The 20,507-nt window shown below is 60.7% G+C and carries 19 protein-coding genes; 14 read left to right on the top strand and 5 right to left on the bottom strand.

The genetic code is table 11. The features are described from left to right. Nucleotides 1–101: 101 nt before the first annotated feature. Nucleotides 102–419, top strand: a complete 318-nt coding sequence (locus PDR5_RS13850) for a DUF883 family protein (RefSeq protein ID WP_007957537.1) — start codon at nt 102–104, stop codon at nt 417–419. A 55-nt stretch (nt 420–474) separates the two neighbouring features. Here PDR5_RS13850 and PDR5_RS13845 read toward each other — a convergent pair whose 3' ends face one another. Together PDR5_RS13845 and PDR5_RS13840 are read right to left on the bottom strand one after the other, a co-directional pair. Further along, complete coding sequence (locus PDR5_RS13845) at nt 475–1,506, bottom strand: Ldh family oxidoreductase (RefSeq protein ID WP_064596338.1); 1,032 nt, start codon at nt 1,504–1,506, stop codon at nt 475–477. Between the two features lie 328 nt (nt 1,507–1,834). After that, complete coding sequence (locus tag PDR5_RS13840; RefSeq protein WP_064596336.1) at nt 1,835–2,104, bottom strand: PepSY domain-containing protein; 270 nt, start codon at nt 2,102–2,104, stop codon at nt 1,835–1,837. Nucleotides 2,105–2,258: 154 nt separating this feature from the next. Here PDR5_RS13840 and PDR5_RS13835 point away from each other — a divergent pair, with 154 nt between their 5' ends. Further along, the gene (locus PDR5_RS13835; protein ID WP_064596334.1) at nt 2,259–3,263 is read left to right on the top strand and encodes a FecR family protein; all 1,005 of its coding nucleotides are present in this window, start codon (nt 2,259–2,261) and stop codon (nt 3,261–3,263) included. Nucleotides 3,264–3,325: 62 nt separating this feature from the next. Here PDR5_RS13835 and pvdQ read toward each other — a convergent pair whose 3' ends face one another. Further along, nucleotides 3,326–5,662: a bifunctional acylase PvdQ gene (pvdQ, locus tag PDR5_RS13830; protein WP_064596331.1), complete on the bottom strand. Its 2,337-nt coding sequence runs from the start codon at nt 5,660–5,662 to the stop codon at nt 3,326–3,328. Between the two features lie 294 nt (nt 5,663–5,956). Between pvdQ and PDR5_RS13825 the strand changes: the two genes are divergently transcribed. Next, nucleotides 5,957–6,334 carry a hypothetical protein gene (locus PDR5_RS13825; RefSeq protein WP_064596329.1) on the top strand — a complete coding sequence of 126 codons (378 nt, stop codon included), beginning with the start codon at nt 5,957–5,959 and terminating at the stop codon, nt 6,332–6,334. Nucleotides 6,335–6,352: 18 nt separating this feature from the next. Here the strand turns inward: PDR5_RS13825 and PDR5_RS13820 are convergent, their stop codons facing one another. After that, nucleotides 6,353–6,541 carry a hypothetical protein gene (locus PDR5_RS13820; protein WP_039768149.1) on the bottom strand — a complete coding sequence of 63 codons (189 nt, stop codon included), beginning with the start codon at nt 6,539–6,541 and terminating at the stop codon, nt 6,353–6,355. A 157-nt stretch (nt 6,542–6,698) separates the two neighbouring features. Here PDR5_RS13820 and PDR5_RS29870 point away from each other — a divergent pair, with 157 nt between their 5' ends. From PDR5_RS29870 to PDR5_RS13795, 6 genes are all read left to right on the top strand, one after another. Next, complete coding sequence (locus PDR5_RS29870; protein ID WP_172829482.1) at nt 6,699–6,839, top strand: hypothetical protein; 141 nt, start codon at nt 6,699–6,701, stop codon at nt 6,837–6,839. Nucleotides 6,840–7,101: 262 nt separating this feature from the next. Continuing rightward, nucleotides 7,102–8,361, top strand: a complete 1,260-nt coding sequence (locus PDR5_RS13815) for an MFS transporter (RefSeq protein WP_064596327.1) — start codon at nt 7,102–7,104, stop codon at nt 8,359–8,361. Then, nucleotides 8,361–9,491 (top strand): LuxE/PaaK family acyltransferase, encoded by a 1,131-nt coding sequence (locus PDR5_RS13810; protein WP_064596326.1) that lies wholly within the window; start codon nt 8,361–8,363, stop codon nt 9,489–9,491. The genes PDR5_RS13815 and PDR5_RS13810 overlap by 1 nt, the downstream gene beginning before the upstream one ends. 1 nt (nt 9,492) lies before the next feature. Continuing rightward, the gene (locus PDR5_RS13805) at nt 9,493–11,937 is read left to right on the top strand and encodes an aldehyde dehydrogenase family protein (RefSeq protein WP_064596324.1); all 2,445 of its coding nucleotides are present in this window, start codon (nt 9,493–9,495) and stop codon (nt 11,935–11,937) included. Continuing rightward, nucleotides 11,921–13,210 carry a phenylacetate--CoA ligase family protein gene (locus PDR5_RS13800; RefSeq protein WP_064596322.1) on the top strand — a complete coding sequence of 430 codons (1,290 nt, stop codon included), beginning with the start codon at nt 11,921–11,923 and terminating at the stop codon, nt 13,208–13,210. The genes PDR5_RS13805 and PDR5_RS13800 overlap by 17 nt, the downstream gene beginning before the upstream one ends. Beyond that, nucleotides 13,210–14,127 (top strand): GNAT family N-acetyltransferase, encoded by a 918-nt coding sequence (locus tag PDR5_RS13795; RefSeq protein ID WP_064596319.1) that lies wholly within the window; start codon nt 13,210–13,212, stop codon nt 14,125–14,127. The genes PDR5_RS13800 and PDR5_RS13795 overlap by 1 nt, the downstream gene beginning before the upstream one ends. A gap of 40 nt (nt 14,128–14,167) precedes the next feature. Here PDR5_RS13795 and PDR5_RS13790 read toward each other — a convergent pair whose 3' ends face one another. Beyond that, nucleotides 14,168–14,701 (bottom strand): hypothetical protein, encoded by a 534-nt coding sequence (locus PDR5_RS13790; RefSeq protein WP_064596317.1) that lies wholly within the window; start codon nt 14,699–14,701, stop codon nt 14,168–14,170. 381 nt (nt 14,702–15,082) lie between these two features. Here PDR5_RS13790 and PDR5_RS13785 point away from each other — a divergent pair, with 381 nt between their 5' ends. From PDR5_RS13785 to PDR5_RS13765, 5 genes are all read left to right on the top strand, one after another. Then, on the top strand, nt 15,083–17,074 hold the full coding sequence (locus PDR5_RS13785; protein WP_064596315.1) for a methyl-accepting chemotaxis protein: 1,992 nt from the start codon (nt 15,083–15,085) through the stop codon (nt 17,072–17,074). 164 nt (nt 17,075–17,238) lie between these two features. Then, entirely contained in the window at nt 17,239–17,685 is a 447-nt protein-coding gene (locus PDR5_RS13780; RefSeq protein ID WP_007957572.1) for a DUF411 domain-containing protein, read from the top strand. After that, nucleotides 17,685–18,119, top strand: a complete 435-nt coding sequence (locus tag PDR5_RS13775; RefSeq protein WP_064596313.1) for a YqaA family protein — start codon at nt 17,685–17,687, stop codon at nt 18,117–18,119. The genes PDR5_RS13780 and PDR5_RS13775 overlap by 1 nt, the downstream gene beginning before the upstream one ends. 85 nt (nt 18,120–18,204) lie before the next feature. Then, nucleotides 18,205–19,230, top strand: a complete 1,026-nt coding sequence (locus PDR5_RS13770; RefSeq protein WP_064596311.1) for an alpha/beta fold hydrolase — start codon at nt 18,205–18,207, stop codon at nt 19,228–19,230. A 13-nt stretch (nt 19,231–19,243) separates the two neighbouring features. After that, the gene (locus PDR5_RS13765; protein WP_064596310.1) at nt 19,244–20,197 is read left to right on the top strand and encodes a D-2-hydroxyacid dehydrogenase family protein; all 954 of its coding nucleotides are present in this window, start codon (nt 19,244–19,246) and stop codon (nt 20,195–20,197) included. Nucleotides 20,198–20,507 lie beyond the last annotated feature (310 nt).

Below are 20,507 nucleotides of genomic sequence, written 5' to 3'. Positions count from 1 at the left end.
CTCTGACGCTGGTTTTTGTTCCGGATGGAAAATCGCTGCAACTTTTCAAGGCGCGCCACACTCCATTGTTCACTGTCCATTCACCTGCAAGGAGTCACCCAATGGCCCGGAAAACCGCCGTTCAAGCCGCCGAAGACCAAATCAAGGACCAGGCCTTCAGCGAACTTCAGGCGCTGATCGAAGAGTCGGAAAAACTGCTCAAGAGCAGTGCATCCCTGGTCGGCGAGGAAGCGGAGACCCTGCGCGGGCAAATCGCCCAGAAATTGCAGCAGGCGCTGGATTCGGTTACCAGCGTGCGTGACCGCACCAAACCGGCGGTGGACGCCACCGAGAGCTACATCGGCGGGCACCCGTGGCAGACCGTGGCGATTTCCGCCGGGTTCGGCCTGGTAGTCGGATTGTTGCTCGGTCGCCGCTGAGCGCGAACAAAAAAGGCGAGCCCTCGGGCTCGCCTTTTTCATGCCCGGCAAAAACTCATTCGCCGGCCAGTTCACGCAACTGCGCCAGGGTCTGCTGATCCAGTTCGATCCCTTTGGCCAGTGACTTGGCCCGCTGCAAATGCCGCCGATCCCCCGGCAAGCGCTTGAGCCCTACCCCGTGCATCTGCCGCACCAGTTCCTGACTGCGCTCGGCAAAGCTTTGCCCGGCGGTCTTGCTCGGGTCGATCACTATCAGTAACTGGCCGGTCCACGGGGTCTTGGCACCGGGGTGATTCTTCCAGTCGAATTCGAACGAAAAGTTGCCGCCGGTCAGCGCAGCGGCGAGCAGCTCGACCATCATCGACAGCGCCGAACCTTTGTGCCCGCCAAACGGCAGCAACGCGCCGCCTTCCAGAATCGCTTTCGGATCGCAGGTCGGCTGGCCGAGGCTGTCGACACCCATGCCCGCCGGCAGTTTCTCGAACTTGCGCGCGGCGATCTGTACGTCGCCATGGGCAATGGCGCTGGTGGCCAGATCAAACACGATTGGCGCGCCATCGGCCCGGGGTGCGGCGAAAGCGATCGGGTTGGTGCCGAACAATGGCCGGTCGGCGCCGTGCGGCACCACGCAAGTCATGCTGTTGACCACGCTCAGCGCCACCAGGCCTTCGTCGGCAAAAGGCTCGACGTCCGGCCACAGCGCGGCAAAGTGGTGGGAGTTGCGGATCGCCAACACCGCAATCCCGGCACTGCGGGCCTTTTCCATCAGCAGTGGACGTGCCGCCGCCAGCGCAGGCTGGGCAAAACCGTTGCCGGCATCGACGCTGACAAACCCTGAAGCCACGTCCTCGACTTTCGGCACGGCCTTGCCGTTGACCCAGCCGCTGTTGAGCGTCGAGACATAACCGGGAATCCGGAATACGCCGTGACTGTGAGCACCGTCCCGCTCGGCACTGGCGCAATTGGCGGCCAGGGTTCTGGCGACTTCGGCCGAGGTGCCGTGACGGGTGAAAATCGTTTCCAGCAGTTGAGTCAGCTCGTCCAGGGACACCGTGGACGAGAGCGAATGATCGTGTGGCGCAGACATCTGAAGCTCCAGAGTAATTATTGGAGGGAACAACAGCGAACGGACAACCCGCCAGAGGATTAACCACGGCTGGCCGGTGGCCTGTCAACCCCGCAATGGACAGCCGATTTCCAGACAGCGGGCTCAATACCCTTCACATTCAGATCAATCCCAATCTGACACTGGCGGGCCCCGCCAGAAACCTCGTCGAATTTGCCCTCGATCACATCAATGTCGCCCAGAGCACCGGGTAGAAAGGGTCGGCCAGTTGGAGCCGATCCGAGCGTTTGATTCACGCATAAAAAATGCGCAGGCTCGACACCTGCGCATCGCTCCACAACCGTGGGGGTCAGTCTTTCTGATCGCGAAGGACATTGCCGGAGGCGCCGTCGATACGGAATTCGTACACCACCCCGTCGGCCTTGCGTCCTTCGCCTTTCCAATAACCATTGTTGACGGCCTCGATCTCGTAGACCTCGACATAACCGGCCTTGGTTTTCACGATCTCGATGGCCTTCTCGATGGTGATCCAGCCCGCGCCCGGGCGGTCGGCCAGTGCCGCGCCTGCGCTCAGAAGACTGGCGGTTGCAATCACAGCGGCCAAGGTTCTTTTGATCATGTTTTCACTCCATTTATGGTTAATGTTCGCGGGATGTCCTGTTTTTTGGGGCGCTGCAGCGAAAAAAAGTTCCACGTTTGATGGGTAAATGCCATGACGGCTGTTCTCGGCGCCTTCCGCCCAAGGTTAGAATGCGCGAAATCAGGATGAGTCAATGACCCAGAACCCTCTCTCGGAAGCCGAATACGATGCAATCACCGATGCCGCCGCGCATTGGTGCATGCGCCTGCACGCCGTTGACTGCACCGCTGAAGAGCGCATGGCGTTCGAACAATGGCGCGATGCGCACCCGCTTCACGCGTTCGAGTATGAGGCGATGCTGGAAATCTGGGACGTCGCTGAACACCTGCCCCGGCCGGCAACGGCACCGGCCCTGCCGATTCACCCGACGGCGACCCGGTCATGGCGCCAGTACGCCGTAGCGGCGTGCGTCTGCGCACTGGCTTTGCCGCTGGCGGCCTGGACCGGATGGAACCTCGGCTGGCTGCCTGACAGCTATCAGCATTTCGCGGCCACCGACAATGTCCGCCATGTCACCCTGGGCGATGGCAGCCAGGTCGAGCTGAATCTCAACACCGAACTGACCTACAGCAATTACAAGGACGAGCGTCGCGTCACCCTGAAAAAGGGCGAGGCGTTCTTTGAAGTCAGCCACGACCTGAGCCACCCGTTCGTCGTCAGGGCCGCCGAAGGCAGGATTCGCGTCACCGGCACACGCTTCAACGTCTGGATGTATGAGGATCAGGTAAAGGTCAACCTGATCGAGGGTTCCGTGCTGGTCACCAGCAACACTCAATTGCCCGGCGATGGTCTGCGCCTGGGGCCTTCGATGCAGGCACGCTACAGGCATGGCGATTTCACTCCGCAGATCAGCCAGACCTATGCCAACGACAACGCACTGGCCTGGCGCAGCGGCAAACTGGTGCTCGACAACCTGCCGCTGAACGAAGCGTTGCCGCAGATCAACCGTTACCTGGACAAGCCCCTGATGCTGGCCGACAACGCCACCGGTTCGATCCGGGTCGGCGGCATTTACAACATCAAGGAGCTGAACAGCTTCGCCAGTTCTTTGCCGAAAGTGTTGCCGGTCTTCCTGACCCGCAACAAGGACGGCAACCCGGTGATCAACCCGATGCCGCAGCAACCGCCAAAAAACTGAAGGCCGTTCCCGTGAGGGAGCGGCCTTGTGCTTTTGCGGTTGTCCGCAGGTTGAACAGCTGATTACTGCGCCGCGACTTTCCCCGTTTTTTCCAGGTCATCGCGCACGGTCTGCACCTGATATTGCGGATCGGCCTCGATCTGCTGTTCGGTGAACGGCAACACACTCCACTGTTTCTTCGAGAAGGCCTCGGTCTGATCCCGGGAATACTTCGACGCCGGATCACTGGATAACGAGAATGCCAGCAGGCCCTGGGCATGCGGTCCCTTGTCATCGAACGTCACGACTTGCAGGTAACTGGTGCCGCTGACCACTTCCAGCTTGCCGTCTTCACGGGGCACGCTCTGGATGGCGTTGTAGATGCCGAGCGTGCCCGGGCCACCGTGAATCGGCGTTTGCTGGCCACCACTGCTGACCACCTGCACATCCCCCCAGCGGGTGCTGGCGTTCAGGCCCATTTTTACCGCCGATTCGGCCGACGCCAGCATGGCCTCGCGCAGTGCCTTGGCCACTTCCGGTTTTTCAACGGCCAGCCCGCGCGGGGTGTGCTGAGCATCCTTGGGATCGAACGCCACGCGCCAGGCCTGCGGCGATTCCTGCATCGCTTGCATGATGTTCTGGAAATGCACCAGGCCGACGCCCGACTCCAGATTCGCCCGACCATCCCACGCCTTCAGGCTGCTGCATACCGATTTCAACGCGGCCTCAGACTGCGAAGCACAGAACTTTCGCAGGTCCGGCACCACCTGAGTCGCCAGGAATACCTGATCGTCCATCACCATGTGTTGCAGATCCTGCACCGACACCGAGCCTTTCTTGCTCAGCGTCGCCAGACGAGCCAGCGCAAAGCGCGAGCGCAGGCCCAATTGCTGGCCGTCCTGACTGATCAGCGGCGAGAAGCCGGTCAGCGGTTGCGCCGGGTTGGCCAGCCACGCCGAGTCGTTGGAGTGCTGGACAAAGTCCTTGCGCAGCAGCTGCGGCAACTGGCTGGAGGCGTAAATGCCCTTCTGTGCGGCTTGCGGGTCGATGTCCCAGGCGCAGGCGCTGTTGGAGCCGTCGAGCACGATCATTTTCAGACCGGCGCGCGGGTCGCTGCACCTGGCCAGTTTGTCGGCGCTGACGTTCGGCACCACCGACAGGTTCATGTACAGCGTCTGGCCCTTGTCATCCACGGCCAGGGTGTTGACCCACGGGATGCCCTGAATCGTGTGCACCGAATCCTGCAGATCCTTGAGATTGCCGGCGCGGTTCATGGCGTACCACTGCTTCAACACCCGATCGTTGTCGAGGTTCGCATCGCGAAGGCTATAGGCGAACTGATTGTCCCAATCGAGCTTGCCGGGCCATTGCACAATCGGGCCGAACTGCGAACTGTAGACATCCCGCGAGACCGGCACCACCTGACCGTCCGCCTGTTTGACCTGCACCGTGACCGTCTGCTTGTTCATCGGCAAGGACTGGCCGTCGAGCAGGTAACGGGTCGGATCCTTCGGATCGAGTTGCAGGCGATACAGGGTGAAATGCTTTGACGAATCGACGGTGTGGGTCCAGGCCAGATGCTGATTGAAGCCGATGTTGATCATCGGCAGGCCCGGCAGCGCCGCGCCCATCACGTCGAGTTTGCCAGGAATGGTCAGGTGCATCTGATAGAAGCGCATGCCGCCGACCCACGGGAAATGCGGGTTGGCCAACAGCATCCCACGGCCATTGAACGAACGCTCGCTGCCCACCGCCACCGCGTTGCTGCCACGGTCCAGTGCGAAGCGTTGCAGGCGCGTGTCCGCCAGTTGATAGGCCCGCGCATCGTTTTCAATCTTCGCAGTGGCCTGCGGCGGAGTAGCACCCGCCAGCGCTTCGGCGAACTGGCCCACCCCGCCCTCGACCAGCAGACGACGGGTCAGCTTCACCAGGTCCTCGGCGGCGATATCGCGCACCCATTCACCCTGGCACTGTTGTGGCAAGCCCTGCTGACGGCGTTCGGCCAGATAACGGTTGTAGCCGGCGGCATAACCTTCCACCAGATCACGCACTTCGACCGGCTGGGCCTGCCAGAAAGCGTTCACTGCCTGCGGCGTGTTGAGCCACTGGAAGAACACGTCACTGATGCGGTTCTCGCGCTCTTCGACTGTCAGTTGCTCCGGCCCGAAGTACCGCGACCGCTCGCCATTGACCGTCACGACTTCGTTGGCCAGCAGGCACAGGTTGTCCTGCGCATAGGCATAACCGATGCCGAACCCGAGACCACGTTCGTTTTCCGCGCGGATGTGCGGTACGCCAAAACCGGTGCGGCGGATATCGGCGCCGGTCTGGCCGGAAGGGCTGAACGCCTGCGCCGACAGACTCAGCCCGAGAAACAGGCCGGCAAGGGTCAGTCCGGTGAATTGCCTGGAAATAGTCACGCTCGCTCCTGATCGAAATGCCGAAGAGCGAACCGCCCGCCTCCGTGAACACGTCGGACCCGGCTCGCTCTGAAATCACCCACGCGTCACGCGCAATGAGCCTGTCCAGAAAACGAAGCCGTGGGAAAAAAATTTAGTCGGTCACACACCCGTTTCGTGCCGCAATCACGGGGAAAAGACAAAACCACGACAAATTTTCTACATTTTCCGCTTCATGATTTGTCGGGCTGAAACGTCTTGTTTAGAGAGAGCACGAAAAACCTTTCCTGATCAGGCTCTGAAAGGAGTAATCGCATGTACAACCCACTACTACCATCGGAAGGTAGCCAGACCCCACAAGGAGCGCCCATGGGTTCACACGCCGACGTATTCGGGCAACGGGTCGAGCGTCACGGCAATGATCGCATCCGTATGCTGCTTAAAAGCTTCGGCCTGCGCACCAGCCTGATTCGCCTCAAAGTCATCGACACCCTGCTGGTCGCCGCCGAGGACGACCGTCGTCTGGGTGTGCGTGGTGTTCACAGCCAGTTGCTGGATCTGGACATTCCCTTGTCCTTTCTCAGCGTGCGCGAAGTCCTCAAACGCCTGTGCGCCGAAGGTGTCATCACGTTCAACGACGACAAGAGCTACAGCCTCCATCCCCAGGCTGCCGCCGTGCTCAACCACGATTGAAGCGCCCGGCAGATGCCGTCAGGGCTTGACCTTGCGGCGCATCACGCCGTTGATCACCACAACCACCACCGCCACACCGATGGCTATGTACTGAAATGTTTGCTCGCTGAGCTTGCCGGCGTTTTGCAGCCAGGACAGGCCAAGCATGATCAGCAGTACGGCGAGGGCGATCAGAATCGAATATTTCAAGCGTTGCTTCTGGGTCATTACAGGTTCCTGAACCGTTGGAATGTATCGGGTTTGTATCGGCGTCGATGCCATGCACATACCCTTTCACGGGGATATGCCGCTGCAAACGGGGTCTCATGTTACAGCCGATGAAGAGCTTTGGCTTCAGGCGGCTTTAACCATGAGGATCTTTGAAATGCTGCGTCGAATCACCTGGCTGATTCCTGTCCTTGCACTGCTCACCCTGAGCGGCTGCATCATTTTCCCCCACGGCGGCTGGCATGGCGATCATCGCCACTACACGCCGCAAGGTCCGGGCTACTACGACCATCGTTAAGTCATGCCGCGAGAAGGATGCCAGCGTCCATTCATTCAAATGCAACAACTGATTTAGTGTCAGCCGAAATGCCCACAGGAATGTGGGCATTTTTCTTAAGACTCTCCCCATTATCTTGTCAGGCAATTCGCTCTTGCGAGTAGGCATCCCGACTTCTGCAACATCACGCAACCCCCCGTCATAGAGCGTCACAGCAATGACGTAGGAACAGTCCTACCCCGCCTCTACCCTTTGCGCTCTCTCTCGAATCTCGTGGAAGCGTATGCAAAGGACTCTCATCAATCTCTCGCCGCGGCAGGCGCTCGGTTTCTGCCTCGCCATCATGCTGTTCGAATGGCTGATCTACATGGCCAGCGACATGGTCATGCCGGCGATGCTCACCGTCACTCGGGATCTTGAAGCCGATGCCCGTCATATCCCCAACGCCTTCAATCTCTACCTGATCGGCGGAGTGTGCCTGCAATGGCTGATCGGACCGCTTGCCGACCGGTTCGGTCGACGCCCGTTGTTGCTGGCCGGTTGCGCACTGTTCGGTGCAACGTGTGCAGCGACAGTCTTTACGCCCGGTATTGAAGTTTTCAACGCATTAAGGCTGATCCAGGGCATGGGGCTGGGGTTTGTGGTGGCTGTCAGCTATCCCGCGCTTCAGGAAGTATTCTGCGAAGCCGATGCGGTGCGCCTGATGGCGCTGCTCGGCAATGTGGCGCTGCTTTCGCCGCTGATCGGTCCCCTGCTGGGCAGTCTGTTGTTGGAATGGCTCAGCTGGCGCGAACTGTTTCTCGGCCTGGCCCTGGTTGCCGTACTTGCATGGACCGGACTGTACGCCTGCATGCCCGAAACCATCGGAGTGGTCCGTCGTGATGGCACTCAGCAAGCGCCTATAGCCTTTTCCCTTCGCCAGATCGGTGCTCGATACCTTGCGTTGTCGCGCAACAAGAACTTTCTCGGGACCTGCGTTGCACTTGGCCTGATGAGCCTGCCGCTGATCGCCTGGATCGGTCTTGCACCGCTGTTGCTGATCCAGTCACTGGGGCTGACAACGCGGGAATATGCCCTGTGGCAGATTCCGGTTTTCTCGGCGGTCATTCTCGGCAATCTGATTCTCGACCGGTTGCTGCCCACACGTGAATTGCCGCAATTGATTCGCCTGGCACTGTGGCCGTACTGCCTGGGTCTGCTGACCCTGGTGGCCGTGGCCATGACAGGCCTCTCCCTCACCGCACTGATTGCCGGCCTCGCGCTGTACGCCGTAGGGCTGGGCATGAGCAACGCAGCCCTGTATCGGCTGGCGCTGTTTTGCAGCGATGACAGCAAAGGACTGGTCTCGGCCGCGATCGGCATGATTTCGATTGCCGTAATGGGTGCCGGTGGAGCGTTGATTGCCGCCATCGGCGGCGGTCTTCGCCTCGATTTCTTTGCGCTGTGGGCCGCGGTCGGCGGCCTGCTGTGCCTGCCCCTGCTCAACCGGTTTTTGCCTGCTGCGGCAAGGCCGACCGTTCACCATAACGATAAGGACGTCTGATGTTCCATTTCCCCCACAGCGACAAGCTCTGCGCGTTGACGCAACCCTATTGCCCGGACGCCGTGCCGGACGGGCTGTTCGATCAGGCCATGGTCGAGATCAGCCGTTTCCACAGCCTGCATACCCCGGGCTACGAACGCTGGCTGAACGCCAACGGGCTGACCGTGGACAATCTGGACAGACTCGACGACTGGTCGCGTCTACCGCCGATTTTCGCCAGTTTTTTCAAGCAGCACCTATTGCTCAGCCCCACCGGTACCCACGCGTTGGAGCTGACATCCTCAGGCACCAGCGGTCAGAAAAGTCGCATGCGTTACGACGAACGCAGCCTGGGCGCCGCTCAGTACATGGTCGAACGCATCTTTCACCATTATGGCTGGAGCAACCCGCAAACCCCGTGCAACTACTTGCTTTTGAGCTATGAGCCGGAAGAGACGATCAGCCTGGGAACCTCCTTTACCGACCAGTTCCTGTGCCGGTTCGCGCCCGTCAATCGAGTGGCCTATGCCCTGCGCCGTACCGGCGGCGGCCACGAGTTCGACAGTTTCGGCGTCATTGTTGCCCTGCAATCCTTCGCCGAAGAAGGCTTGCCCGTACGGATTCTCGGCTTTCCCGCCTTTCTCTGGCAGACCCTTGAACGCATGCGGGCCACCGGCGTTCGCGAACTGCAACTGGCACCGGACTCGCTGGCTCTCTTCGGGGGTGGCTGGAAAACCGATGCCGCGCAGGAGATTCCCCGTCAGCAACTGTACGAGCGCATGCACCGACAACTGGGCCTTGAGGTCTCTCGCTGCCGTGACGGTTACGGCGCGGTCGAGCATCCGGTGCCTTACCTTGAATGTGCTCATCATCATTTCCATGTGCCCATCTATTCGCAGGTCTTCGTGCGCAATCCGTCCGACTTCACGGTTCTGCCGTATGGCCGTCAAGGCTTGCTGAGTTTCGTCTCGCCCTACATTTCATCGAGTCCGGCCCACGCCGTGGTCATGAGCGATCTGGCCACCCTGCATCCAGGCGCCAGCTGTGGCTGCGGTCTATCTGCAGACTGGTTCGAACTGCATGGCCGCGCCGCGACCACGGCCGGCAGAAGCTGCGCCCTGGCCGCCGCTGAACTGCTGGGGAGGCATTGACATGTATCTGATCAATGGACAGCTTCACCCCGACTACCGGCTCGACGCCGCACTGGAGCAACTTCATCTGGACCTGCCACAGCGACTGGGCACGGCACTCCAGCGTGGGACAGTCCTCGATGCGGTCGCGGTTTTCTCCACCCGACTGCACGATCCGGATCTGCCTCTTGAACCTGAACACCGTCAATCCCTGATTGAGTTCTGCCAGCCTGATGCCCTGCAGCACAAACTGCAACGTGAGCTGGGGGAGCAACCGGATGCCTTGCGCCGCATCGACTATCGCGAGTCGCACTTCGAACGCTGGAGCTCGCTGGGTCTGGTGGTGCACATCACCCCTGGCAATGCGCCGCTGCTGGCCTTCTGCGCCGTGATCGAAAGCCTGCTGGCCGGCAACGTCAACTGGCTGCGTCCCAGCAGCAGTGACCAGGGCCTGACCGCTCGCTTGCTCCATGCGCTGACTCAGTGCGACGCCACCGGCCAGATCGCAGGACACGTCGCGGTCATACCAGCAACGACCGAGCAAATCGGCCAACTCTGCGAACGCGCCAACGGCATTTCAGCCTGGGGCGGCGAATCGGCGCTTCAATCCATCCGCCGACAGATCCCGGCCGGCTGTCGCTGGATCGACTGGGGTCATCGGATCAGTTTTGTTTACCTGACTCCCGAGACCGCCTCGCCAGAGGCGCTGGACGCGGTGGCGGATGAAGTCTGTCGTCTCGACCAACAGGCCTGTTCCAGCCCGCAATGGCTGCTGGTGGACAGCGATGACGAAGCTGTTCTGCGCATCATCGGCGCGGGCCTGGCAAAGGCGTTGGAACGTCGGGCCCAGCACTGGCCAGCCTTGATGCCGTCACTTCAAGAGGCGTCGCAAATCACCACAGACACGGCGATCGCGCAGTTGACCCAGAGTTTTGTCGGGCACCCCGGACATGTCTGGAAAGCACCGGGCTGGCGGGTGATCTGGACGCATGACCAGCAACTCGCGCCCTCGCCGCTGTTTCGCAGTGTGCTGCTCAAACCACTGCCACGAACGCAAGTCATCGAGGCGCTCGTGCCTTGGCGAAACATGCTGCAAAGCTGCGCCCTGATCTGCTCCGAACACGAGACAGCAGAACTTTCGCAGATGCTGATCGCAGCAGGCGTCACGCGAATCGCCCCCGTTGAATCGATTCACGAAGGTTACGAGGGCGAACCTCACGACGGTGTCTATGCCTTGCAGCGCCTGAGTCGGCGGGTGTCGGTCAGCCTGCCGGTTGCGACGCTGTCTACCTGTGCCACGCTTGATCCGCTACCGGCACCGCCGTGCATCGCAGCTCGCCCGATCATGAACAAGGAAACGTTTGTCACCCGACCGATCAATCCGGCGGCCCGCCTGTACTTCCGCTCCGGGGGCAGCAGCGGCGTTCCGGTGTTGTCGGGTTTCAGTTACCGTGATTTTGAACGGCAGATGCGCGCAGCCGCCGATGGGCTCTTTGCGGCAGGCCTTGACCCGGCCCGGGATCGGGTGATGAACCTGTTCTTCAGCGGTGGGCTGTATGGTGGTTTTTTCAGCTTTTCCAAAGTGCTGGAGCTACTGGGTGTCGCTCATCTGCCGATGGGGGCGCCAGCCGATGACGATTACCGCGAAATCGCCCGTTTGATCATCGAACAACGCGTCACCACACTGGTCGGCATGCCGAGCACCCTGCATCGCCTGTTTCTAAACGAGCAGTCGCGATTGCGTGACTATGGCGGCATCGAAAAGGTCTTTCTCGGCGGTGAGCATCCCGGCGAACAGAGCCGTGCGTTGATGCGCAGCTGCGGCGTCAGGCTGATCCGTTCGGCCATTTACGGCAGCGTCGACGCCGGACCACTCGGCCATGCCTGCCCGGCAACGTCTGATGGCGTATTCCATCTGATGAGCGCTATTCAACACCTGGAAATCGTCGCGTTTGAAGCCGATCAGCCGGTGAATGGCGATGAAATCGGCCGTCTGGTGTTCACCTCGATAGAACGACAAGGCCAGGACGTTCAGCGATACGACCTTGGCGACAGCGGCCGCTGGATACCCGGCCGGTGTCCATGCGGGCTGCCGGCTCCACGCTTCGAGCTGCTGCAACGTCACGGCCGGCTGCTGCGCATCGGCACGGACTTTATCTGTCTGGAAACACTGGCTCGGCATCTGCAGGTCGAATTCCAGTTGATCCTGGAACACGCACCCGACGGGCTGGAGCGGATGCGGTTTCGCAGTTCGCTGCCCGCCCGCGAAGTTCATGACCGCCTGCTGGATTACCCGACGCTGGCGACCCTCATCCGCACGGGACTGCTGACGGTGGACGCAGAACACTGTGCGATCGATCAGTTCGCCCGAAACAAACACAGCGGAAAGACGCCGCAGGTGATCGACAACCGCAGCGTGGTCCCGCCCACTGACTTGCAAGGAATGCAACATGAACACAAGGATTGAGTTGAACGAGCTCGTGGCGTTTGCCCGTCGCCATTCAAGCTTTTACGCAGGCCACTTCGCTGATGTGCCCGAGCACGTCACTTCGCTGGCTGAATTGCCGGTGATCGATCCCGCTGCCTACTGGGTAGGCAGCCAGGATCTCGACCACTGGCCTGTACTGACCGATTCTCTGGAAAACGCACTGGTATTCAAGACAGGAGGAACCACCAGCACCGGCAAATTTTCGGTTTTTCAGCGCAAGGAATGGCAAACACTGGTAACGGACTTCGGTCGCAGTCTCGGCGGACAGTTGAGCGCGGGCGACCGTATCGCCAACCTGTTTTTCGCCGGCGACCTCTACGCCAGTTTCATCTTCACCCACGATGCGCTGGCACAGGTGGAAACGGACATTGTCGAATTTCCGTTCACCGGTCATGTCGACTCGCTCATCCTCGCCGATGCCATCGCCCGACACCGGATCAATGTGCTGGCCGGACTGCCCGCCCATTTGCTGACCTTCGCGGCCTGGCTGGAACAGCACGGGCGGGTACTCGAGGGCGTGAAAACCCTGCTCTACGCCGGGGAAAGTCTCTTTCCGGCACAACTGCGACGATTGGGGCGTGTCTTTCCCGGTGCGCGCATTGCGTCTCTCGGCTATGCCAGTGTCGACGCCGGTTTCATCGGCGCCAGTCAACGGGATTGCGCGTTGGGCGAACATCATGCGGCGGACAACCATAGCGTGCTGGAAATTCTCGACGAAGAAACCGGAGAGGTGATTGACGGGTGCAACCGGGTGGGACGACTGGTGGTGACCAACATGACCCGTCGCTTGATGCCGTTGATTCGCTATCCGGTCGGCGATCGCGCCTGTTGGCGAGAGCCCGGTGATGTTCCCCGGCGCAAATTCGCCTTGATGGGACGCTGTGCCGACAGTCAGCGGGTTCGTGTCGGCATACTGACCCTCCTGCCTCAGGCCATCGGCCAAACCGTACAGCGGATTACCGGCAGTGAAGACTGGCAACTGGTGATCGAACAGGAAGGCACAAGGGATATTCTGTGCCTGCGCTGGGTACCGGATGCCCTGTCTGCGATGGCTGAGCAGGCAGACCGGTTACTGCACCGTGCGTTGATCGAAGCCTATCCATTGATCGAAGAATTGAGCACCGGGCATTTGCTCGAATTGCAGATCCGGCGCTGCACGATTCAGTCACTGTCACGCCATCCTCGGTCAGGTAAACAGCAGCGTGTAGTCGATCTGCGGGTATACGACAATCTGCACCGGGAGGACCGTTGATGGAAACCCTGATCCTGCGCAGTTACCGTAACAGCGACGCCCGTGCCGTCAGCCAACTGTTCAGAAAGGTCTACGGCAACCAATACGCTCAGCCCCATGTTTACCTGCCGCGCATGATTACGCAGAACCATGTCGGCGGTCGCTGGCATTCATTGGTGGCGGTGTCGGAGGGGCAGATTCTGGGACACGCGGCATTGATTCGCGACAAGGGGTCGCGCATTGCCGAACTCGCATTGAGCGTGGTTGATCCGCAGAGCCGGGGCCAGAACGTGGCCACCCGACTGAGCCGGCAATTGCTGATTCATGCCCAGGCGCTCGGATGCCACGGCGTGACGATCAAGCAGATGACCCATCATCTCTACACGCAACGGATGGCCGCCCGTCTGGGGTTTCACAACACTGGGCTGCTACCCGATCATGCCCCTTCGCCCTTTGGCGAACCGGTGCCGGAGTCGTTGGTGCTCGGCTATCTCCAGATCGACGGATACCAGCGACCGTTGCCAAGCCTCGCATGGCCGGATGGCTGCCGCGAGTTCATGCAGCAGATGGTCGACATGTTCGGGACACGGGACAACCCATCACCCTGGGTCGGCGACCCCATCCAACTGGATCAGCGTTGGGGGCGCTATGACTGCGTATTGGAGGCGCTTGACGACGGATTGCTCAAGCAATTGCAGCAGTTGCCGGACCATTGGCTGATTTCGATCAGGCTCAGACTCGCGCAGGGTTTCGATAGTGCCTGGCGCCAGTTGTCGACCATGGACTTCACCTTCACCGGGCTGGCACCCGATGAAAAAGGGTCCGGATGGCTGGCGTTGTTTCATCGCGGATTTCAACCAGGACCGCTGACATTGCACTGCCCGCGCATGCAGGTTCTGCAGGACGACACGCGACAGCGCAAACTCAAGGCTGCGTAAACGACGAGGCCCGCTCCGTTGCCGGGGCGGGCCTGCCTGATCACGCCTTGGCGCTGACACCCTTGTCGGTAGGAGGCTTGCGCTCCCCACCCTGACCGTAGGTCTGCAGATTCTGCAGCACATAGATGGCTTTCTTGTACTCGGGGATCAACGTATTGGCGTACTTGTTGCCCTTGAGATTGTTGTTCTGGATGGTATCCAGTTGCGTCGCGAAGTACTCCAGCGCATTGAACTTGGCGTCCGGATCCTTCTGAATGCCGAAGCGATCAAACTTGTCGCCGGCGTTGAGCAGCGTAATGGACGTGACTTCGGAAATCAGGCCACGGCTGCGCAGCATTGCACTGAGGCTGCCCAATTGTTTGGCCGAAACATTGGTGGGATCGAAACCCTTGATGTTCTTGTGCAGACCCTGCTTGTCCATCTCGGCGATGCTGATTGCATTGGGGTCGTTGCCGACCAGAGCCAGCATCTGCTTGACCTTCACGCTTTGGGAAACCGGTTTGCTCGAGCTTCCTGTGTCTCGAACCAGCAAACCCGCCTTGGGTTGCCAGGCACCGGTATAGCCGATAGTCATGTGCAGGCTCCTTGCGAGGAAAACATGAAAAATTCCTTGTTGGACGACTTTTGAGTTGCCCGGAGTATCGGCCGGCAAACTAATGGCACCAACTCCTTTCTGCACTTTTTTACAATTTTCGTACATTCACGATACAAACCGATAACAGCTCGGAAATACGGGACCAGAGCGTTCATGACAATGTGATGAAAGTGGGTTTATCGCTCTAATGTTCGGGACAGTTAGTTCTTGTGTATCAGGCCGGATACGTTCCATCGGTCGGGATTGCATCTTTTAGGACGCAAGTACCTAAAGCTTCCCGAAGTCGCGACGATACGTTTGGAAACCTGCGCTGTTTTCCCCCTGCCCACAATAAGAATCCCTGCTCAAGGACCGGTTTCCATGCCCGCATTCCGCACCATTCAGGCTCGCTACACGCTGTTTCTAGTTCTGTTCATTCTGTTGTTGTCGGTGCTGACCGTGGTTGGCATCAGCCAGCTGGTCGCGCCCAAGCTGCGTCATACCGAAGAACAGGTGGTGCTCAATCGCATTGCTGAAGTGGCCGAGCAGATCCAGGGCGAACTGAACAAGGTCCAGGCGCAACAGCGCAGCATCACCCAGACCATCCCGCTGCTCGACAGCGCGGCCATCGACACCGTGTTGCCGGGGCTGGTGGATCAATACGGCGAGCTCAAAGTGTTCGGCGGCGGCATTTGGCCGTTGCCCGGCCAGCGTGAGGCCGGACGCAACAAGTTCAGTACGTTCTGGCACCGCGACGCCTCCGGCAAACTGGCGGTGAACACCTTCTGGAACAGCGACGCGGCGCCCAACTATTACGATCAGAGCTGGTACAAGGGCGGCATGCAGACCCCGCGCGGCCAATGCGCCTGGGCTGCTGCCTATAAAGATGACGCCAGCGCCGAACCTCGCACCAACTGCGCCATGGCCATTCAGAAAAACGGCAGCGCCTGGGGCGTCTCGACCATCGACGTGACATTGGGCTTCTTCAACGATCTGGTGGCGCGCAAGGAAAAAGACCTCAACGCCGAAATGCTGATCGTCGAGGCCGACGGCAAGATCATCAGCAACAGCTCGCGCATCAGTGGCCCGATCGTGCTGAAGAACATCAGTGAACTGGCCGGCGGTTCGACCTTCGCCAGCCAGGTCAAGGCCGGGCTGCAAAACCGCGAGCAAGCGCAGCGCGTCGAATTCGACAACAACGGTGAAGCCAGCACGTTCTTCATGCGTCCGATCGAAGGCACCCCGTGGTTCCTCGCCACCGCGCTGCCGACCAAAATGCTCACCGCCCAGCGTGACGACGTGCTCAGCAGCCTGAGCCTGTTGCAGATTCCGCTGGTGATCCTGCTGGTGCTGTTGCAGGTCTACGCGATCCGCCAACTGGTTTCGCGCATGAAAGCGCTGAAAGCCAACATCGATTCGCTGTCCAGCGGCGATGCCGACCTGACCCGGCGCATCACCATCCGCGCTGAAGATGAGCTCGGCGCCATCGGGCACTCGGTCAATACCTTCATCGCCTACCTGCAGAACATGATCGGCGAGGTCACCCAGGCCACCGGCGCCATGGCCTCAAGCCTCGACAACCTGCAACGCACCTCGGCGCACACCAGCCAGATTCTGCTGCGCCACGCTTCGGAAACCGACCAGACGGTTACCGCGATCAACGAAATGAGCTCGACCGCCGAAAGCGTCGCGCAAAATGCCGCTGAAACCGCCGCCTTCACCCAGCGCGCCAACGAAAACGCCGACCGTTCGCGCGTCGTGGTCGGTGAAGCGTCTGGCAGCGTGGTGGCGTTGATCGACGAAGTGGCCAGCGCCACCCACAAGGTCGAAAGCATGCAGCAGGACGCCCAGCGCATCACCGAAATCCTCGGCGTGATCGGCGCCATTGCCGGCCAGACCAACCTGCTGGCGCTCAACGCCGCCATCGAAGCAGCGCGGGCCGGTGAACAGGGTCGCGGTTTTGCAGTGGTGGCGGACGAAGTGCGTGCCCTCGCCGCCCGCACCCAGGCCAGCACCTCGGAAATCAACGAGATGTTGAGCCGTCTGACCCAGGGCGTGAGCTCGTCGGTCAGCGCCATGGAAAACACCCAGGCCAGCTGCCAGTCGGCCGCCGATGCCACGGCGCGAGTCAACAGTGGCCTCGACGAGATGGCCGGTTCGGTCAGCCACATCAACAGCCTCAGCACCCAGATCGCCACCGCCGCCGAACAGCAGAGCGCGGTCACCGAAGAGATCAACCGCAGCATGGTGCAGATCCGCCACATGGTTGATGAGCTGGTGGAAAGCGGTCAGGCCAGCGAACTCAACACCCGCCAGTTGCTGGAAGCCAACAGCCGGGTCAGCGCGATCATGGGGCGGTTCAAGGTTCGCTGACCGTTTTGTCATCTTGCGCTCAGTGGCCTGTCAGCTTTGATCTACGATCATGTTGGCAGGCCTGCCTCGTATCACTTGGAAACACTCCGTTGATGCCCGGCAGGAAAAACCGGTCAAAATGCCTTCCTTTTTTGACCGTTTCTCCTCTAAGCCGAGAGCCCTCCATGCGAAACCATCTGCGTCTGGCCGCCCTGAGCGCCCTGTTCATCTCCTCCCTGGCGCAAGCAGCCGACCTTATTCCGATCGAAGTCCACCGCGACGCCAACTGCGGCTGCTGCAAAAAATGGATCAGTCATCTGGAAGCCAATGGCTTCAAGGTCGAAGACCACGTCGAAAGCGACATGAGCAGCTTCAAGCAGCAACACGGCGTACCGCCACGTCTGGCGTCCTGCCACACGGCAATCATCAACGGCAAATTCGTCGAAGGCCATGTTCCGGCGGAACAGGTGCTGGCCCTGAGCAAGCGTGACGACCTGCTGGGCGTTGCCGCACCGGGCATGCCGATGGGCTCGCCGGGCATGGAAATGGACGGCATGAGTGATGCGTATCAAGTGATCGGCCTGAAGAAAGACGGTGCCGATGTGGTGGTGGCGGATTACCCGGCCCATTGATGACGGCGGGTTATCTCGGGCTGTTCCTGGCCGCGTTCGGTGCGGCGACGCTGTTGCCGCTGCAATCGGAAGCCGTGCTGGTCGGGCTGCTGGTCAGCGAGCGCTATTGGCTTTGGGGGCTGTTGGCCGTGGCGACGCTGGGCAACGTCCTCGGTTCGCTGGTGAACTGGTGGCTGGGGCGCAGGCTGGAACGCTTTCAGGACCGGCGCTGGTTTCCGATCAGCCCCAGGCATATGGAGCGAGCCCGCGTTCACTATCAGCGTTACGGTCACTGGTCGTTGCTGCTCAGCTGGTTGCCGGTCATCGGCGATCCGCTGACGCTGATCGCCGGGGTCATGCGCGAACCTCTCGGGCGTTTTCTGTTGATCGTCACTCTCGCCAAAGGCGCCCGCTACGGGGTGCTGGCGATGCTCACCCTCGGCTGGCTCGGTTGAACGATCGGGCCCGGGGATTGCCTGTGTTTAACGTCGCCCTAATCCGGCCGTTCCAGCATCGGCCGATTTCTTGTGGAGTTGTCCTATGTCCGTATCGCTGACCCGCTGGCTGCCCGGCCTGCTGCTGACCGCCGCCCTGCCCCTGCTCGCTCACGCCGAAGGCCCGCAATACGGCCCGCAATTGCAGGGTTTCGAGTATCCCTACACCCTCAAGCACTTTGCCTTTCAGTCTCAGGGCAAGTCGCTGCAGATGGGTTACATGGACGTCGCCGCCCACGGCAAGGCCAACGGGCGCACCGTGGTGCTGATGCACGGCAAGAATTTCTGCGGCGCGACCTGGGACAATTCGATCAAGGCCCTCAGCGAAGCCGGTTACCGGGTGGTCGCCCCGGATCAGATCGGTTTCTGCACCTCCAGCAAACCCGATCATTATCAGTACACCTTCCAGCAACTGGCGGCCAACACCCAGCAATTGCTCAAGGCGCTGGGCATCCAGAAGGCCACCCTGCTCGGCCACTCCACCGGCGGCATGCTCGCCACCCGTTACGCGCTGCAATACCCGGATCAGGTCGAGCAATTGGCATTGGTCAACCCGATCGGCCTGGAAGACTGGAAAGCCCTTGGCGTGCCTTACCGCAGCGTCGATCAGTGGTATCAGCGCGAATTGAAAGTCACTGCTCAGGGCATTCGCGACTACGAACGCACGACCTATTACGACGGCCGCTGGAAACCCGAATTCGACCGCTGGGTGGACATGCTCGCCGGCCTGAGCAACGGTCCGGGCAAGACTCAGGTCGCATGGAACTCGGCGCTGATCTACGACATGATCTTCACCCAGCCGGTGTACTACGAGTTCAAGGATTTGACGATGCCGACCCTGCTGCTGATCGGCACCTCCGACACCACCGCCATCGGCAAGGACATCGCGCCGCCCGAAGTGAAGGCGAAAATCGGTCACTACGAGGTGCTGGGCAAGCAGGTGGCGAAACTGATTCCTCAGTCCACGCTGGTGGAATTCCCCGGCATGGGCCACGCCCCGCAGATGGAAGAGCCGGCGAAATTCCACGAGGCGCTGCTCGGCTGGCTGGACAAAACCAATCCCGTTCGTTGAAGAGGTAACGCTGATGGCGGTGCAGATTGCGGTGATCGATGACTGGCAGGACGTCGCGCGGGGCGCAGTCGACTGGTCGGTGCTCGACAGTCTCGGCGAAGTCACCTTCGTCCATGAGTACCCGGCGGACAACGCCACGCTGGCCGAACGTCTGGGCCGGTTCGAAGTGATCTGCGTGATGCGCGAACGCACGCGCTTCGACGAAGACCTGCTCAAACGCTTGCCGAACCTGAAGCTGCTGGTCACCGGCGGCATGCGTAACGCGGCGCTGGATATGCCGGCCGCGGCCCGCCTCGGGATCAAGGTCTGCGGCACCGACAGCTACAAACACGCAGCGCCGGAACTGACCTGGGCGCTGATCATGGCCGCCAGCCGCAATCTGCTGAACGAGGCCAACGCCCTGCGCGCCGGCCAGTGGCAGCAAGGTCTGGGCGGCGATCTGCACGGCAAGACCTTGGGCATCCTCGGGCTCGGCAGCATCGGCCAGCGGGTGGCGCAGTTCGGTCAGGCGTTCGGCATGCGCGTCATCGCCTGGAGCGAAAACCTCACCGCCGAACGCGCCGAACAGGCTGGCGTCACCTATGTCAGCAAGCAGCAATTGTTCGAACAGGCTGACGTGCTGTCGGTGCACCTGGTGCTCAGCGATCGCAGCCGGGGCCTGGTCGATGCCCAGGCGCTGGACTGGATGAAGCCGACCGCCCTGCTGGTCAACACGGCGCGCGGGCCGATTGTCGACGAAGCGGCGCTGATCAAGGCCTTGCAGAAACAGCGTATCGGCGGTGCGGCCCTTGACGTGTTCGATCAGGAGCCTTTGCCGACCCTGCACCCGTTTCGCACCCTCGACAATGTGCTGGCCACGCCTCATGTCGGCTACGTCAGCCGCCAGAACTATGAGTTGTTCTTTTCGCAGATGATCGAAGACATTCAAGGGTGGTCAGCCGGGGAACCTATCCGCCTGCTCAACTGAGTCATCTCGCCTTCGCGGGCAATCCCTGCCCGCGAGGCAGCACCCACTGTCTGCCCGCCAACACAACTGTCCGCACCGCAACAGTGCGCCCGCACTTTCCCGGCGCCCGAAATCGTGACTGGCCGGTCACCATTTTGCGTCACCGAACCCGCCAGACATGCACTTCGTCGGGGCGCACCCCCTTCCGAAGCCACGGATTTCGTGAGCCTGCAACAGATTGTCGAACAATTCATCCAATTGCCCTGGCCCGCTCTAGGATCTGGCCTAGACTGGTTTTCGCGGGGTAAAACCGGCCGGTCACAAAGTCAAA

The sequence above is a fragment of the Pseudomonas sp. DR 5-09 genome (genome assembly GCF_001655595.1).
Lineage (GTDB): Bacteria > Pseudomonadota > Gammaproteobacteria > Pseudomonadales > Pseudomonadaceae > Aquipseudomonas > Aquipseudomonas pharyngis.
The sequence above is the reverse complement of the archived record's forward strand: the minus strand, read 5'-3'. Positions and strand labels throughout refer to the sequence as shown.

Bases quoted from the DNA above. Each gene is read 5' to 3' on its own strand.
- PDR5_RS13850 (WP_007957537.1), top strand. From the start codon at position 102: ATGGCCCGGAAAACCGCCGTTCAAGCCGCCGAAGACCAAATCAAGGAC.
- PDR5_RS13845 (WP_064596338.1), bottom strand. From the start codon at position 1,506: ATGTCTGCGCCACACGATCATTCGCTCTCGTCCACGGTGTCCCTGGAC.
- PDR5_RS13840 (WP_064596336.1), bottom strand. From the start codon at position 2,104: ATGATCAAAAGAACCTTGGCCGCTGTGATTGCAACCGCCAGTCTTCTG.
- PDR5_RS13835 (WP_064596334.1), top strand. From the start codon at position 2,259: ATGACCCAGAACCCTCTCTCGGAAGCCGAATACGATGCAATCACCGAT.
- PDR5_RS13825 (WP_064596329.1), top strand. From the start codon at position 5,957: ATGTACAACCCACTACTACCATCGGAAGGTAGCCAGACCCCACAAGGA.
- PDR5_RS13820 (WP_039768149.1), bottom strand. From the start codon at position 6,541: ATGACCCAGAAGCAACGCTTGAAATATTCGATTCTGATCGCCCTCGCC.
- PDR5_RS29870 (WP_172829482.1), top strand. From the start codon at position 6,699: ATGCTGCGTCGAATCACCTGGCTGATTCCTGTCCTTGCACTGCTCACC.
- PDR5_RS13815 (WP_064596327.1), top strand. From the start codon at position 7,102: ATGCAAAGGACTCTCATCAATCTCTCGCCGCGGCAGGCGCTCGGTTTC.
- PDR5_RS13810 (WP_064596326.1), top strand. From the start codon at position 8,361: ATGTTCCATTTCCCCCACAGCGACAAGCTCTGCGCGTTGACGCAACCC.
- PDR5_RS13805 (WP_064596324.1), top strand. From the start codon at position 9,493: ATGTATCTGATCAATGGACAGCTTCACCCCGACTACCGGCTCGACGCC.
- PDR5_RS13800 (WP_064596322.1), top strand. From the start codon at position 11,921: ATGAACACAAGGATTGAGTTGAACGAGCTCGTGGCGTTTGCCCGTCGC.
- PDR5_RS13795 (WP_064596319.1), top strand. From the start codon at position 13,210: ATGGAAACCCTGATCCTGCGCAGTTACCGTAACAGCGACGCCCGTGCC.
- PDR5_RS13790 (WP_064596317.1), bottom strand. From the start codon at position 14,701: ATGACTATCGGCTATACCGGTGCCTGGCAACCCAAGGCGGGTTTGCTG.
- PDR5_RS13785 (WP_064596315.1), top strand. From the start codon at position 15,083: ATGCCCGCATTCCGCACCATTCAGGCTCGCTACACGCTGTTTCTAGTT.
- PDR5_RS13780 (WP_007957572.1), top strand. From the start codon at position 17,239: ATGCGAAACCATCTGCGTCTGGCCGCCCTGAGCGCCCTGTTCATCTCC.
- PDR5_RS13775 (WP_064596313.1), top strand. From the start codon at position 17,685: ATGACGGCGGGTTATCTCGGGCTGTTCCTGGCCGCGTTCGGTGCGGCG.
- PDR5_RS13770 (WP_064596311.1), top strand. From the start codon at position 18,205: ATGTCCGTATCGCTGACCCGCTGGCTGCCCGGCCTGCTGCTGACCGCC.
- PDR5_RS13765 (WP_064596310.1), top strand. From the start codon at position 19,244: ATGGCGGTGCAGATTGCGGTGATCGATGACTGGCAGGACGTCGCGCGG.